Origin of the sequence: Janthinobacterium lyxosi (assembly GCF_051380665.1) — a bacterium.
Lineage (GTDB): Bacteria > Pseudomonadota > Gammaproteobacteria > Burkholderiales > Burkholderiaceae_D > Janthinobacterium.
In genome coordinates, this window is sequence record NZ_JBNYXM010000007.1 from 98,297 (window position 1) to 111,791 (window position 13,495).

The window sequence follows — 13,495 nt, forward strand, 5'->3', positions numbered from 1 at the left end:
ACAAATGGAATCCATCTAAAATGGAAGCGGATACGCATTACAATGAAGCCTCCTCAAGCCTGGCGCTACCATCCATGAAAATCCTCGTTGCCATTGCCTTCATCCTGATCCTGGGCAGCCTGGGCTCGGCCCTGTTCTTCCTGATGCGCGACAAGGGCAAGAGCAACCGCACCGTGCAGGCGCTGGCCTGGCGCGTGGGGCTGTCGATCACCCTGTTTTTGCTGATCCTGCTGGCGCATCATCTCGGCTATATTCAGCCCACGGGAATTCATTAACGCCCGACATTGCCTGATTGGCAAATTCTTCACACTAAGAAAAAAGCCGTACCCGGGATCTCCCGGTACGGCTTTTTTCATGCTGCAGGCCGCCTAACAACGGCGCGTGCCCTGCCCCGCCATTATAACCAATACACGACTACGTACAGGCCCAGCCAGACGACGTCGACAAAGTGCCAGTACCAGGCGGCGCCTTCGAAGCCGAAGTGGTGATCGGGCGTAAAGTGGCCTTTCAGCACGCGGTACAGGATGACGGACAGCATGATGGCGCCCAGGGTCACGTGGAAGCCGTGGAAGCCCGTCAGCATGAAGAAGGTGGCGCCGTAGATGCCGGACGTCAATTTCAAGTTCAGTTCGCTGTAGGCGTGCATGTATTCGTAGACCTGGAAGCCCATGAAGATGGCGCCCAGCACGATGGTAGCGAACAGGAACAGGGCCGTCATGGCGCGATGGCCGGCGCGCAGCGCGTGGTGCGAAATGGTCAGGGTGACGCCCGACGTCAGCAGCAAGGCCGTATTGATCGTCGGAATCCAGAACGGCGTCATGGTGGTAAATTCCTGCACCGTGCCGGCCGGGCCCGTATTACCCCAGTGGGCGGCGAAATCGGGCCAGATCACCTTGTGGTCGAGGTCGGCCAGCCACGGCATGGAAATGCTGCGCGCATAGAACAGGGCGCCGAAGAAGGCGGCGAAGAACATGACTTCCGAAAAGATGAACCAGCTCATGCTCCAGCGGAAGGAGTGATCGATGCGCTCGCTGTACAGGCCCTGCTCCGATTCGCTGATGGCGTCGCCGAACCAGAAATACAGCACCAGCAGGATGCCGGCGATACCCAGGTAATTCACGTACGGCCCCCAGGAGACGTCGTTGACCCAGGCCGAGGCGCCTATCATGGTCAGCAGCAGACTGGCGCCGCCCAGCATGGGCCAGCGCGACGGGCCGGGCACGAAATAATAAGGTACGGCGGCGTGGTTGGAACTCATCATCATCTCCTCAAAAACTTGTAGGGTGGTTTCTTATAATTTATAAAACGACGAATTTAACAATCGAAATCAATATGCCGATCAGGCAAGCCACCACCAGGAAGCCGGCGATGACGATGTGCACAGGATTGAGCTTGGCCGAATCCGTGTCGAAATCGCTCTTGCGGCGCAAGCCCGTGAATGACCAGACGACGGCCCGCAGCGAATACAGGAACGACGATTTTTCAGGCTGCTTGGATTCGCCCATGGCACTCTCCTATTGGACGGCCGGCGTCTGAGCCTGGCTCAGACCGGCAATCTCGAAAAACGTGTACGACAGGGTGATGGTCTTCACCTCTTTCGGCAGGGCCGGATCGAGGAAGAACACCACCGGCATCTGCCGCGCTTCGTGGGGTTTCAAGGTCTGCTGCTTGAAGCAGAAGCACTCGACCTTCTTGAAATGCGGCGTGGCGCTCTGCGGCGCGTAGCTGGGGATGGCTTGCGCGTTGACGACGCGGTTTTGCGTGTTGACCACTTCATACATGACGGTCACCAGTTCGCCCGGATGCACCTGCATGCTCGACACGGTCGGGCGGAAGCGCCATGGACCCTGCGCATTGCCGTCGAACTCGACGGTAATGCTGCGCGTCGTGTCGACCTGCGTATTGTTGTCGTAGGCCACCGTGCCATCTTTTTGCGTCAGCACGTTGATGCCCATCACTTCGCAAATCTGCTTGTAGACGGGAATCAGGGCATAGCCAAAGCCAAACATCAGGATGGCAATGACGATCAGCTTGCCCAGCATCTTGCGGTTCAGGCCGCGTGTTTCCTGTTGGTGGGGCGTCGTCACGTCAGAGCCACATGCGCTTGACGAATACGGACAGGAAGAAGAAGGCCGCCAGGGCCCCCAGTATCAGTCCCGTACGCAGGTTGTTCGGTTTCTTGCGCTCAGTTTTCACTTCGGTCATGGCAGGCACTCTATTCAAGGGGGCCGGCAGCAGCGCCGGCCCGTGACACTGGCATTACTTCACTGTTGGCGGCGTTTCAAACGTGTGGAATGGCGCCGGGCTCGGCACGGTCCATTCCAGGCCTTCCGCGCCTTCCCATGGTTTCGCTGGCGCAGCCTTGCCACCGCGGATGGTCGGCAAGACCACGAAGAACAGGAAGTACACCTGCATCAGGCCAAAACCGAAGCCGCCGATCGAGGCGATCATATTAAAATCCGTGAACTGCGCCGGATAGTCGGCGTAGCGGCGCGGCATGCCGGCCAGGCCCAAGAAGTGCATCGGGAAGAAGGTCACGTTGAAGGTGATCAGCGACAGCCAGAAGTGAATCTTGCCGCGCGTCTCGTTGTACATATGGCCCGTCCATTTCGGCGACCAGTAGTAGAAGCCGGCGAACAGGGCAAACAGCGAACCTGCCACCAGCACGTAGTGGAAGTGCGCCACCACGTAATAAGTATCTTGCAGCTGGATGTCGATCGGCGTCACGGCCAGGATCAGGCCCGTGAAGCCGCCCATGGTGAAGACGAAGATGAAACCCACCGAGAACAGCATCGGCGTTTCGAACGTCATGGAACCCTTCCACATGGTGGCGATCCAGTTGAACACTTTCACGCCTGTCGGCACGGCGATCAGCATGGTCGCGTACATGAAGAACAGCTGACTGGTCACCGGCATGCCGGTGGTAAACATGTGGTGCGCCCAGACGATGAAGGACAGGATGGCGATCGAAGCCGTGGCGTACACCATCGAGGCGTAGCCGAACAGGGGCTTGCGGGCAAACGCCGGCAGGATCTGCGAGACGATGCCGAAGGCCGGCAAGATCATGATGTAGACCTCGGGGTGGCCGAAGAACCAGAAGATGTGCTGGTACATGACGGGGTCGCCGCCGCCTGCCGCGTTAAAGAAGGACGTGCCGAAATGGCGGTCCGTCAAGGTCATGGTAATGGCGCCAGCCAGCACGGGCATGACGGCGATCAACAGATACGCGGTAATCAGCCAGGTCCAGCAGAACATCGGCATTTTCATCAGGGTCATGCCGGGGGCGCGCATGTTCAAAATGGTAACGATGATGTTGATCGAACCCATGATGGACGAGGCGCCCATCAGGTGCATGGCGAAAATCGCCATGTCCATGCCAGGGCCCATCTGCGTCGACAGCGGCGCATACAGGGTCCAGCCGGCAGCCGTGGCGCCGCCCGGCACGAGGAAGGACGTGGCCAGCAGGATGGCGGCCGGCGGCAGCAGCCAGAACGAGAAGTTGTTCATGCGGGCAAAGGCCATGTCGGATGCGCCCACTTGCAGGGGGATCATCCAGTTGGCATAGCCGACGAAGGCCGGCATGATGGCGCCAAACACCATCACCAGGCCGTGCATGGTGGTCAGCTGGTTGAAGAATTCAGGGTGAAAAAATTGCAAGCCTGGGTGAAACAGTTCCGTACGGATCATCAAGGCCAGCACGCCGCCCGACAGCAGCATGATGAACGAGAACCACAGGTACAGGGTACCGATATCCTTGTGATTGGTGGCAAACAGCCAGCGGCGCCAGCCATGGGGATGATCGTGGGCGTGGTCGTGATCGTGACCGGCGTGGTCCAAGGTGCTAGTACTCATATGCGGCTCCTAATTACTTGCGTGCAGCCACGATTTCGGCTGGTTGAACGATGTTCTCTTCGGCCTTGTTCGACCAGGAATTGCGCGTGTAAGTGATCACTGCGGCAATTTCCGTGTCGGACAGCTGTTTCCAGGCGGGCATTTCCGCTGGATACTTGCCGCTCTTTTGCCCGTTCAGCAAGACATGCATCTGTTCCGCTTTCGGACCGTTCACCACGGCAGAGCCGTCCAGCGGCGCAAATGCACCGGGCACGCCCTTGCCTGTCGCCTGGTGGCAGACCACGCAGTTGGCCGCATACACTTTCTCGCCCTTGACCTTCAATTCATCGATGGTCCACACCTTGCTCGGATCATCGGCCAGTGCCGCCATTTCCTTTTGTTTTACCTCAACCCAGGCCTTGTAGTCATCGTTTGATACGACCTTGACGACGATGGGCATGAACGCATGTTCCTTGCCGCACAGCTCGGCGCAATTGCCGCGGAAGGTGCCGATATGATCGGCCTTGAACCAGGTATCGCGCACGAAACCGGGAATCGCATCCTGTTTCACGCCAAAGGCGGGCACGGACCAGGCGTGGATGACGTCGTTGGCCGTCAGCACCACGCGGATCTTCTTGTTGACCGGCACCACGACTTCGTTGTCGACTTCGATCAGGTAGTTTTCGCCCCGTTTTTCCGTCGGCGGCACGCCGGGCGCACCCACTTGCGAGCGCGGCGTGGCCAGGTTAGAGAGGAAGGAAATACCTTCGCCTTCGCCTTTCAGGTAGTCATAACCCCATTTCCACTGCATGCCGGTGGCCTTGATGGTGATGTCGGCGTTCGAGGTATCCTTCATGCCCACCACGGTGCGCGTGGCAGGCAGGGCCATGCCGATGACGATCAGGAAAGGCACGACGGTCCAGGCGATCTCGACGGTGGTGCTTTCGTGGAAGGTGGCCGGTTTGTGGCCCAGGGACTTGCGGTGCTTGAAGATGGAATAAAACATGACGCCGAACACGGCCACGAAGATCACCAGGCAGATGATCATCATCAGGGTGTGCAAATCGTAGATTTCATGGGCGATCTGTGTCGCCGGCGGTTGCAGATTCATTTCGAACGGCACGGGACCGCCGGTGCCGGGATAGGTACTGGCAGCCGGTGCCGCCGTGGCCCATCGCCCGATGCCAAACGCTGTCAAAGACAGCCCGAGCAGCAACGATTGAAGTCGCTTTGCATGTGTCATGTTTTCCCCAACCACCCAAAAAATAATGATATTTTAAACGGCTGCGGACTTCTCCGTACTGGACCGCTGCCGCTCCTCCATGAAAGCAACACAGCCAGGATACGGCCATGTGTGTCAAGCACCAGCGAATTCCATGCTGGCTGCCGCGGCAAAAACGGCGGCGCGCAACCATGCTGGAACCCTGTTTTTCTTCCCCACCTTGAAATGGCCTCGTGTGGAAGATGGTTACTATACTAATGCAGTAACTTCGAATAAGTCTTGCTTTGTTTTTTTTATTTTGTATGCAGCCCGTGTTTTTTCTGCTTAGCAAGCTGACAAACAATCAACGATTATAATCAAGTAAACTTGAATCCATCAAGCAATAATCGGCTTTGTGCGCGCCCTTCTCCTGGCCGCCGCGCGCTTTGCAACGCTTGCTGCAATATCGGCGCGCGAATGCCAACCGAGTATCGGTTTCTTTGCCCTTTTATTTGGGTTTTCTGGGTAAATCAAATCGGATGATGGCCTCGCCATTGCGCGTCACGCGCGGCGCGGGACGGAAGGCGTGACCATAGATGACCTCGAAACTCAGGCCCAGCTTGCCGTCGGGACGGCGCATTTTTTCCAGCGCATCGAGCATGCGCTGCCAGGCCGCCTTGCCCATCAGGCCGCGCCGGCGCGTGGTCAAAGGGTTGCCGCCAAAGGCGCGCACGTCCGCCAGCAGTTTTTCCGCCGTGTCGTAGGTAACGGTGATGATCTCCATGTCCAGCACGGGCGTGGAAAAACCCGTTTCGACCAGCATGTCGCCAAAATCGTGCATGTCGACGAAAGGCAAGGCGTGCGGATATAAATCCGCTTCGGCAAAGGCGTCGCGCACTTCGCGGAAGGTGTCGGGACCGAAGCAGGAAAACATCAGCAAGCCTTCGAGGCGCAGCGCGCGCCGCCATTCGGCAAACACGCGGTCGGGCTGGGCATGCCAGTGCAGCGCCAGGTTGGACCACACGAGGTCGATGCTGCCCTGCGCCAGCGGCAGGTCGCCCAGGTCGCCGCACAACAAATCCACGCCCGCCTTGGCCGGCAGCAACTTGCTGAGGAACTGATTCAGGCTGGCCAGTTTCGACGCGGGCGCGCGGGCCGCCTGCATCATCGCTTGCGCTGCATCGAGACCGATAATCTGCGCGGCGGGATAATCCTTATGCAACTGCGCCAGGTCCGCGCCGGGGCCGCAACCGGCGTCAAGCACGCGCAAGGGCGTGATTTTCACCAGCTCCAGGCGCTCGTGCATGCGTTTTGATACTTCGCGGCGCAGGAAGTCCGACGGCGCGATGCGCGCCGGACGGGAAAAGAAATCGCGTACTTGCACCGCATCGATGGGCGCACTCATTTTGGGCGGACTGGTGGGAACTGGCATGTTGAAACCGGTGAGGTGAGATAATGTCGGCAGTGTACATGGAAGGACGCCATCGCGATGCGGACCGCCACTCAGCACCGCCTTGATGCCGCGTGGCAGGCGCTGCACCAGTGGCTGGGCGCCACGCTGCTGCCGGCGCAATGCGCGCTGTGCGGCATCGGCTGCCCGCAAGTGCTGTGTCCGCCCTGCCGCGCGCAGTACCTGGGGCTGCTACGCCCCCGCTGCCGCCAGTGCGCCAATCCGCTCGATGACATGGCAACGCTGTGCGGACGCTGTCTGCACCAAAGGCCCGCGTATGACGCCACCGTCACGGCATTTGATTATGCGGCGCCCGTCGACCAGTTGCTGTTGCAACTGAAATTTGGCGCGCGCCTGGCGCTGGCGCCCCTGTTGGCAGAGTTGCTGCACGTTGCCATTCAGCAACAACCAGCATGGGAGGCGCCGCAGCTGCTGTGCCCCGTGCCGCTGGGACCGGGCCGGCTGGCCGAGCGGGGCTTTAACCAGGCGCTGGAAATTGCCCGTCCGCTGGCGCGCCTGCTGGACGTACATTTACAGCCCCGTCTGGCGCTGCGCATGCGCGAAACGAAGGCGCAAAGCAGCGTGGCGCCGCAGGAACGGCAAGCCAACCTGGCGCACGCATTCGCCATCGCGCCGGAACACGGGGCGTTATTGCAAGGGTGCCACGTCGGCATCGTCGACGACGTGATGAGCAGCGGCCACACCGTCAACGCCCTGGCCACCGCCTGCAAGCGCGCGGGTGCGGTGAAGGTCAGCATCCTGGTCGTGGCGCGCACGCCGCCGCATTAGAGATAGATTCGCTACATATGAGAGTTAGACCCAAGGAGAGCATTTTGTTTCACGTTGTTTTGGTAGAACCTGAAATCCCGCCCAATACGGGCAACGTCATCCGCCTGTGCGCCAACACGGGCGCGCAGCTGCACCTGGTCGAACCGCTGGGCTTTCCGCTCGACGATGCCAAGATGAAGCGCGCCGGCCTCGATTACCACGACTACGCCAAGATGAAGGTGCACAAGAACTGGGCAGCGTTCCTGGCCGACACCCAGCCCGACCCGGCCCGCATGTTCGCCATGACCACGCGCGGCTCGCGCCCGTTCGGCGACGTGGCCTTCTTGCCGGGCGACGTGTTCGTGTTCGGTTCGGAAACGAAAGGCCTCGATCCTGCCCTGCGCGACGGTTTTCCTGCCGAGCAGCGCATCCGCCTGCCCATGCGCCCGGATAACCGCAGTTTAAATTTGTCGAATACGGTGGCGGTCGTCGTGTATGAAGCGTGGCGCCAGCACGGATATCAAGGTGGGGATTAACGCAGCGCCAGCTGTGCCGCGCCACTATTCTCGTCGAGCATCACCAGCTGCGTGCGCAGGTCGCGCGTGGCGGCCAGCTTGCCGTTCACGTACAAATTCGTCTTGACGCCATACACGCCCTGCGACACGCCGGCCGGCAAGGTCAGCTCGAACGAGTTTTCAAAGCGCCCGCCCGACTTGTTGTTGCTGGCCAGGGCTTTCGAGCCGGACTTGAATGGCTGGCCTTGCGGATCGAGCACCACCAGTTCCTCGCGCACGTCGTTGACGCTCTGCGCGCTGCCATTGACCAGCTCCACCACCGACGTGACTTTAAATGGCTGGCCACGCTTGACGGTGGTCGCGCTCAGCTGCGGCGTGTACGACACCACTTGCGGCTCGCGCGGCAGCGCGCCGCGCGCGCGGATGTAGTCGCGGTCCGCCTGCGCTGCCGTCTTGGTCTGGCGCGAATTGACATTGATGGCCAGGCAACCGGCCGCCGCCAGGCCGCCGCCGATGGCCGCGCCCTTCAGCGCACTATTCTTGCCACCCACCAGCGCGCCCAGCAGCGCCCCCACGGCCGCGCCGGCAGCGGCCGTCGTGCCCACGCTGCACGGGTCCTCATCCGTGGCCGCCTGGATTCCGCCTTGCGGATAGGCACTGTCTTGGCGCACGCCGTTCGGGCTCATGGTCGCCGTGGCGCAGCCGGCCAGCATGGCCGCGAGGGTCAGCGCAGCGGCAGCGCGCAAGGTGGTGTGGTTCAGCATGATGACTCCCCAGATAGCTAATTGATCGTTGTTTCCGTCTGCAGCACTTGCCGTTCGCGCTCGCGGATGCGGCGCGACAGATTGTCGATGCGCGCATTGCCGGGATCGACGCGGCGCGCGCTTTCCAGATACGTCTTGGCTGCATCGAATTTACCTTCCAGCAACGACCGCTCGGCATCGCGCAGGAACGATTGCGCCATCTCGCTGCGCATGGCCGCGCCGCTATCGACGGGCGACGTTTCCAGCGGACGGCGTTCGGCCACCGCTGAACGTTCGACCGCGCGCACGGGCGCCGGTTCCGTCGGCACGACGCGGGCCGGTACCGTTTCCAGCGGTGCCGGTGCAGAAACGGGCGCGGGCGCGGGCGCAGGCGCCGCGGCCGCCGACAGCGCTTGCACGTCGGCCTTCAACTGCGGCAATTCCACCGCCTCACGGTCGATCGCTTCCAGCCTGGCAATACCATTCCTTGCCGCCGTGGCATCCTTGCCATCGAACGCCTGGCGCACCCCGACCAGCACGGACGCGGCTGCTGCCTGCTGGCGCGCCAGCTGCTTGCGCAAGGATGCCACGCTGGCAGCGCCCGCGCAATCGGCGTCGAGCGCGGTGATGCCCCGGGCGGCACTTTGCAATTGATGGCCATCCATGGCGCGCTCGATGGCACGCACGCCGCGCTGGCAACTGCCAGATGCGGCGCCCGCCTTGCCGATCGCCGCCTGCAAATCGTCCGCCTTGGCGCTGGACTTCCCCGTGCACACATTTTTCGCCGTCGCCAGCTTCTGGCGCGCGCCGTCCAGGCTGCCATTCGCTACCAGTTTCAAGCCACTGTCGATGGCGTCATTGCAAGCCGCATCGTTCTTGCCGCCCGGCTTGCCATTCATGTAGACGATGACGGCCGCCAGCACGGCAAGGCCGCCCAGCCAGCGCAGCCACTTGCGCGGCGGTGACGGCGGTACTGCCGGTGCAGGCGCCGGTGGAGGCACAGACACAGGCGCAGGCACGGGCTTCGGCACGGCTTGCGGCGGCACCGGTGCCGGTTTCGGTGGCGGTTTCGGCGCAAGCGCCGGTGCCACCGGCTGGGGCGGCGGTTTGGGCGCCACTGGCGGCGCTACTGGCACAGGCGCGGGCACGGGCGGCAGCGGCGGCGGTACAGCCGCGCCAGCCTGCGCCTGCCCACAGTACGGGCAATGGCTGACAGCGAGCCACAGGCCGCCCTGACATTTGATACAAATATCCAAAACTAATCCTTCATTCCAACATCATTCCAGCGTTTACAGGGGCGGCGGCATCAACGGTGGCGGCGCGCTGAGGAACAAAGGCGCCAGCTCGGCGAACTGGGCCAGGTCGACCCAGGCCGGCAAGCCGGCACGCCACACCTTGGTGGTGGCCGGCACGACTTGCCCCGCCTGCACATACTGCACGATCTGCTGGGCCGTAAACGGCCCCTGCTGCTGGCCGTTAATGCCCAGGAAATACTGGTGCTCCACCAGCGGCGGCGGCGCCATGCCGAAAACCGGTGCCGCGGGGGCGGCCGGCGCGCCGGCCGGGCGCAGCAATTGCTCCAGGCGCCCCGCTTCCAGCATTTCCCCCTTGATCGCGTACTTCAAACGGGGCTGTCCATCCGCTTCCGGCTCGCGCACTTCCCAGTCATAGGCATCGCTGTCGGAGTCGCCGATGACATTCGCCCATTCCTTCAGGCGTCCCAGCAAGGTTTGTACCGTGCGGTCGAGCTCATCGCTGGCCATGCCCTTGCGGCGTGCAGAATCGCGCAGGCGCGTGCCCACTTCGGCGGAAATGGCGCTGCCAAAGCCGATGTACGGCAGCTGCGAGCCATCGGCCTGCGCCACCAGCTTGGGTGCATACACGCCCCGTTCATAGTATTTTGCCAGCGCCGCCAGCGCCGCCGTCTGCACGGCGTCAAGCGCCGTCAATTTTTCTTCGATGCGCAGGGCGATATTTTTCTCGTACGAGGCCGGCATGCCGTTCTGGCGGATGGCCCGTTCATTGCCGATGCGGCGCAAATCGCCCGGTTCGACGGCAAACTGGTACTGGCCCGGTGGCACTACCCGGCCCGTGTGGCGCGTCAGCACGCCCAGCATGATCGCTTGCAGGAATTCGCCGAAATCTTCCGCCAGGCGCTTCATCTCGTCCGTGTTCGGCGCGATCGGATGCGTAAATTGCGTCGGATCGATATGCGTGTGGGTCGGCGCCTTGTCGTTGTCGCCTTCCTTGCGGTAGCTGGTGCGCCAGCCTTCCAGGCCGCGCAGCACCGTCATCGGCACGCCGGCCAGCTCGCAATAGCAGACGGCGCGCCCGCGGATGCCCGTCTCGACGATTTCCAGCTGGCTCACCGTGATGCCCACCTGGGTCGGCACGCACGACTCGAGCTCGGCGCCGAACTTCGCCTTGAAAGCGGCCGCGTTGGCCACGCCGATCACGCACTTGAACTGGTCCGACACGACCGTGAAATCGCCCGCCATGTTGGCGTCGATCCACGGCATGGAGCAAGCCAGCAGCTTGCGGAAGCGGTCCAGGCGTTCGGACACGTCCATCTGTTCCAGCGCTTCGAACAAGGGGTCAGGCGTACTCGTCGCCCCTTCCACCAGGCCCGCCGTGGCGATCATGTTCTCGGCCATGCGCGTGACCTTGGCCAGGATCAAGCCCCGTTGCGCCGGTTCGCCCAACATGGGGAACAGCGCTTTCGAGCCGCCCATGTCCTTGAACGCTTCATCGGCCCACTGGCGCAAGGTGGCTGCCGACGGCAGCGCAATGTCTTTTTCCGTGACGGGAATGACGATCAGGGTCGCATGTTCCTTGTCCAGATCCTTTTGCAGGATGATATTGGCCGTCTTCAATTCGGCCAGCATGGCCAGCACGCCTTCGCGGCCCGTTTGCAGCTCGCCCACCAGGCCATTCCACTGCGCGCGGCCTTGCGCATCGACGCCGATCCGGTTGCCCAGCCAGCGCGACAGTTCGCCCAGCAGGATGACGGACTCGTCCGCCGCCTTGGCGCGCAAATGGAATTTCAGCGCATTCGCCATTTCCGTGCGCAAATGGTCCATCACCACGCCCGCCTGCTTTTCGCCATTGCTGAGGAAACCGAAGGTGCTGCGCGTCTGTTCCAGGTTGTTCAACAGGCGCTCGTACTCGCGCGAGCGCACGGCTTCCTTGATTTCGCGGTAGCGCTCGGCATTGTTGCCGATCTGCGCCGTCAAGCCGCTGCCCGGCGCTTCGATGCGGTCCTTGATCTGTTCCACCAGCGACAGCACATATTCCAGGCCGCCGAATTCCTTGTTGTCCAGGTAGCCATACAGCTGGTCGCGCACGACTTTCTTGACATCGTCGAGCACTTCGCGGCGGCGCTTGCTGATGCGGTCTTCCGTCGTGTCGGCTGTGGAATCCTGGTCGCGCACGGCGTCGCGCTCCAGGTGCTTCATGGCATCGCGCACTTGCGCCGGCCATTCGCTGCGGTCGAAACCCGTGCGGATATCGTTGATGCGCGTATTGACCCGGTTTTCCACGCCGGCCAGCAAGTGGCCGTGGCGGTCTTCCAGCAATTCGTCGACGACGCGGAAATCGATGAAGTCGCCGCTGGAGCGCTTCAGTTCGATGCTCTTGTCGGAAAACTCGGGGAAATCGCTGAACGGCGTGCCCTTCAGGAACATATTGGCGGCGAGGAAATTATCGCGCTGCGTATCGGTGGCGCGGTTGGCGCCCGCATCCATGCCGCCCACGCCAAAGAACGCTTGCAGCATGGCGCCAGCCCAGCGGTGGGCCCGCTCATCGCGCGCCGCTTCCTGGCGCGTATCGAGCACGGCCATGCCGAACGAGGAAAAGCGCTTCGAGAAGTACAAACGCATGTCGCCGAAGCGGTCTTGCGGCACGGGCGCGTTGTACAGGGAATTCTTGTGCTGCGCCTGGTTGACGGCGATCGAGCGCTTGGCGCGCGCAAAGTCGGCCGAGGCGAAATCCTCGAACAGCGAGTCGGCCACCATGTGGTACACGTCGCTGACTTCCTTGGTGTGCTGCTGGGCAAGATTACCCGAATCGATCAGGTAGACCTCGCTGTACGGCTCGCGCGTCAGTTCCGGCCGGTCATACGCATCCCAGCGGCCCACATAACCCTTGTTGCCCATCATCGCCGATTCCAGCTCCATCAGCGCCGCATAGCCGTTCGCCTCGACCCGGTCCTTGTTGGCCTTGGTGTAGCCGGTCGGCAAGAACAGCATCAGCTCGACATCGGCCGCGCCCACTTCGCTGCGCGCCAGCCAGCGCGCCAGCAAGCCCATGTCCAGGAAGGAACCGGAACCCGTGCCACCGGCCACGGAACCGACGATGACGATGCGGAAACGGTTCGTTTCCATACGCAAACCCAGCTCGGCCAGCTGGCGCTCGTGCGACAGGCCCGCCTTCAAGGCTTTGAGTTTCAAACGGATCTTGTCGCGGATCTTCGCATACTTGTCGAAGAAATACAGGCGCGACACGGCGCGTATCTGCCCGGCGCCGCTGCTCATGTCGAAACGCAATTCGCGTATGCGCTGTGGCGTCAGCGGCAGCCATTCCTTGATGTGCGGATATTTCTCCAGAGAATCTTCATCACGGCTGTACTTGTCCATGTCGAACGATTCGACCACCTTGTCATCATCCGTGAACTTCACCTGGTCGAATTGCAAGTCCTTCGCCTGCGATTCGCCGCTTTCGATCACGGCGCCATTATCCAGGTCGAAATGGATGAATTGCGCGATGGGAAAGTCCGCCAAGCCCTCGATGCGCGTGCGCTTGCCCGCGCCGCCCCACAGAGTGTTGAGGATGCGCCGGCGCACGCGCATCAGCACCTGCATGCCCGTGCCGCCGATGCCGATGAACAGGGTCGGGCGCAGTTCGATGATCTTGTCCTGCTTGCGCTCGCTGGCGCCGCCGGTGATGGTTAGGTTCAGGTTCTCTGCCATGATGACTCCTTCGATGATGC

Annotated in this window: 14 protein-coding genes; 4 read left to right on the plus strand and 10 right to left on the minus strand. The window is 61.9% G+C overall.

Features of this window, described 5'->3' with window-relative positions:
* The first annotated feature begins 74 nt into the window (after positions 1–74).
* Positions 75–275: a twin transmembrane helix small protein gene (locus ACQ4WP_RS09075; RefSeq protein ID WP_436519822.1), complete on the plus strand. Its 201-nt coding sequence runs from the start codon at positions 75–77 to the stop codon at positions 273–275.
* 122 nt (positions 276–397) lie between these two features.
* Here the strand turns inward: ACQ4WP_RS09075 and ACQ4WP_RS09080 are convergent, their stop codons facing one another.
* From ACQ4WP_RS09080 to coxB, 6 genes are read right to left on the minus strand one after another with little or no spacing between them, the layout of a single operon-like run.
* Entirely contained in the window at positions 398–1,258 is an 861-nt protein-coding gene (locus tag ACQ4WP_RS09080; RefSeq protein WP_289952273.1) for a cytochrome c oxidase subunit 3, read from the minus strand.
* 40 nt (positions 1,259–1,298) lie between these two features.
* On the minus strand, positions 1,299–1,505 hold the full coding sequence (locus tag ACQ4WP_RS09085; protein WP_436519824.1) for a DUF2970 domain-containing protein: 207 nt from the start codon (positions 1,503–1,505) through the stop codon (positions 1,299–1,301).
* 9 nt (positions 1,506–1,514) lie between these two features.
* On the minus strand, positions 1,515–2,087 hold the full coding sequence (locus ACQ4WP_RS09090) for a cytochrome c oxidase assembly protein (protein WP_436519826.1): 573 nt from the start codon (positions 2,085–2,087) through the stop codon (positions 1,515–1,517).
* 1 nt (position 2,088) lies between these two features.
* Entirely contained in the window at positions 2,089–2,205 is a 117-nt protein-coding gene (locus ACQ4WP_RS09095; protein ID WP_216350353.1) for a cytochrome oxidase small assembly protein, read from the minus strand.
* 54 nt (positions 2,206–2,259) lie between these two features.
* Positions 2,260–3,852: a cytochrome c oxidase subunit I gene (gene ctaD / locus ACQ4WP_RS09100; protein ID WP_436519828.1), complete on the minus strand. Its 1,593-nt coding sequence runs from the start codon at positions 3,850–3,852 to the stop codon at positions 2,260–2,262.
* Positions 3,853–3,865: 13 nt separating this feature from the next.
* Positions 3,866–5,074, minus strand: a complete 1,209-nt coding sequence (coxB, locus tag ACQ4WP_RS09105) for a cytochrome c oxidase subunit II (protein WP_436519830.1) — start codon at positions 5,072–5,074, stop codon at positions 3,866–3,868.
* A gap of 79 nt (positions 5,075–5,153) precedes the next feature.
* Between coxB and ACQ4WP_RS09110 the strand changes: the two genes are divergently transcribed.
* Positions 5,154–5,381, plus strand: coding sequence for a hypothetical protein (locus tag ACQ4WP_RS09110; protein ID WP_436519832.1), 228 nt, complete (start codon positions 5,154–5,156; stop codon positions 5,379–5,381).
* A 159-nt stretch (positions 5,382–5,540) separates the two neighbouring features.
* On the opposite strand, the gene ACQ4WP_RS09115 is transcribed toward ACQ4WP_RS09110, so the two are convergent.
* Entirely contained in the window at positions 5,541–6,464 is a 924-nt protein-coding gene (locus ACQ4WP_RS09115; protein WP_436519834.1) for a methyltransferase domain-containing protein, read from the minus strand.
* Between the two features lie 57 nt (positions 6,465–6,521).
* On the opposite strand from ACQ4WP_RS09115, the gene ACQ4WP_RS09120 reads away from it, so the two are divergent.
* Positions 6,522–7,271, plus strand: coding sequence for a double zinc ribbon domain-containing protein (locus ACQ4WP_RS09120; RefSeq protein ID WP_436519836.1), 750 nt, complete (start codon positions 6,522–6,524; stop codon positions 7,269–7,271).
* Positions 7,272–7,315: 44 nt separating this feature from the next.
* Positions 7,316–7,786: a tRNA (uridine(34)/cytosine(34)/5-carboxymethylaminomethyluridine(34)-2'-O)-methyltransferase TrmL gene (trmL, locus tag ACQ4WP_RS09125; protein WP_436519838.1), complete on the plus strand. Its 471-nt coding sequence runs from the start codon at positions 7,316–7,318 to the stop codon at positions 7,784–7,786.
* Here the strand turns inward: trmL and ACQ4WP_RS09130 are convergent.
* The 3 genes from ACQ4WP_RS09130 to ACQ4WP_RS09140 are packed head-to-tail and all read right to left on the minus strand — an operon-like array spanning position 7,783 to position 13,475.
* A complete protein-coding gene (locus ACQ4WP_RS09130) occupies positions 7,783–8,529 on the minus strand; it encodes a hypothetical protein (RefSeq protein WP_436519840.1) in 747 nt (248 codons plus the stop codon). The genes trmL and ACQ4WP_RS09130 overlap by 4 nt on opposite strands.
* Before the next feature lie 17 nt (positions 8,530–8,546).
* Positions 8,547–9,764, minus strand: coding sequence for a hypothetical protein (locus tag ACQ4WP_RS09135; RefSeq protein ID WP_436519842.1), 1,218 nt, complete (start codon positions 9,762–9,764; stop codon positions 8,547–8,549).
* 33 nt (positions 9,765–9,797) lie between these two features.
* The gene (locus ACQ4WP_RS09140; protein ID WP_436519844.1) at positions 9,798–13,475 is read right to left on the minus strand and encodes a tubulin-like doman-containing protein; all 3,678 of its coding nucleotides are present in this window, start codon (positions 13,473–13,475) and stop codon (positions 9,798–9,800) included.
* Between the last annotated feature and the right edge of the window lie 20 nt (positions 13,476–13,495).

Excerpts from the sequence above, each read along its gene's own strand:
- ACQ4WP_RS09075 (WP_436519822.1), top strand. The coding sequence starts at position 75 with ATGAAAATCCTCGTTGCCATTGCCTTCATCCTGATCCTGGGCAGCCTG.
- ACQ4WP_RS09080 (WP_289952273.1), bottom strand. The coding sequence starts at position 1,258 with ATGAGTTCCAACCACGCCGCCGTACCTTATTATTTCGTGCCCGGCCCG.
- ACQ4WP_RS09085 (WP_436519824.1), bottom strand. The coding sequence starts at position 1,505 with ATGGGCGAATCCAAGCAGCCTGAAAAATCGTCGTTCCTGTATTCGCTG.
- ACQ4WP_RS09095 (WP_216350353.1), bottom strand. The coding sequence starts at position 2,205 with ATGACCGAAGTGAAAACTGAGCGCAAGAAACCGAACAACCTGCGTACG.
- ctaD (WP_436519828.1), bottom strand. The coding sequence starts at position 3,852 with ATGAGTACTAGCACCTTGGACCACGCCGGTCACGATCACGACCACGCC.
- coxB (WP_436519830.1), bottom strand. The coding sequence starts at position 5,074 with ATGACACATGCAAAGCGACTTCAATCGTTGCTGCTCGGGCTGTCTTTG.
- ACQ4WP_RS09110 (WP_436519832.1), top strand. The coding sequence starts at position 5,154 with ATGAAAGCAACACAGCCAGGATACGGCCATGTGTGTCAAGCACCAGCG.
- ACQ4WP_RS09115 (WP_436519834.1), bottom strand. The coding sequence starts at position 6,464 with ATGCCAGTTCCCACCAGTCCGCCCAAAATGAGTGCGCCCATCGATGCG.
- ACQ4WP_RS09120 (WP_436519836.1), top strand. The coding sequence starts at position 6,522 with ATGCGGACCGCCACTCAGCACCGCCTTGATGCCGCGTGGCAGGCGCTG.
- ACQ4WP_RS09130 (WP_436519840.1), bottom strand. The coding sequence starts at position 8,529 with ATGCTGAACCACACCACCTTGCGCGCTGCCGCTGCGCTGACCCTCGCG.
- ACQ4WP_RS09140 (WP_436519844.1), bottom strand. The coding sequence starts at position 13,475 with ATGGCAGAGAACCTGAACCTAACCATCACCGGCGGCGCCAGCGAGCGC.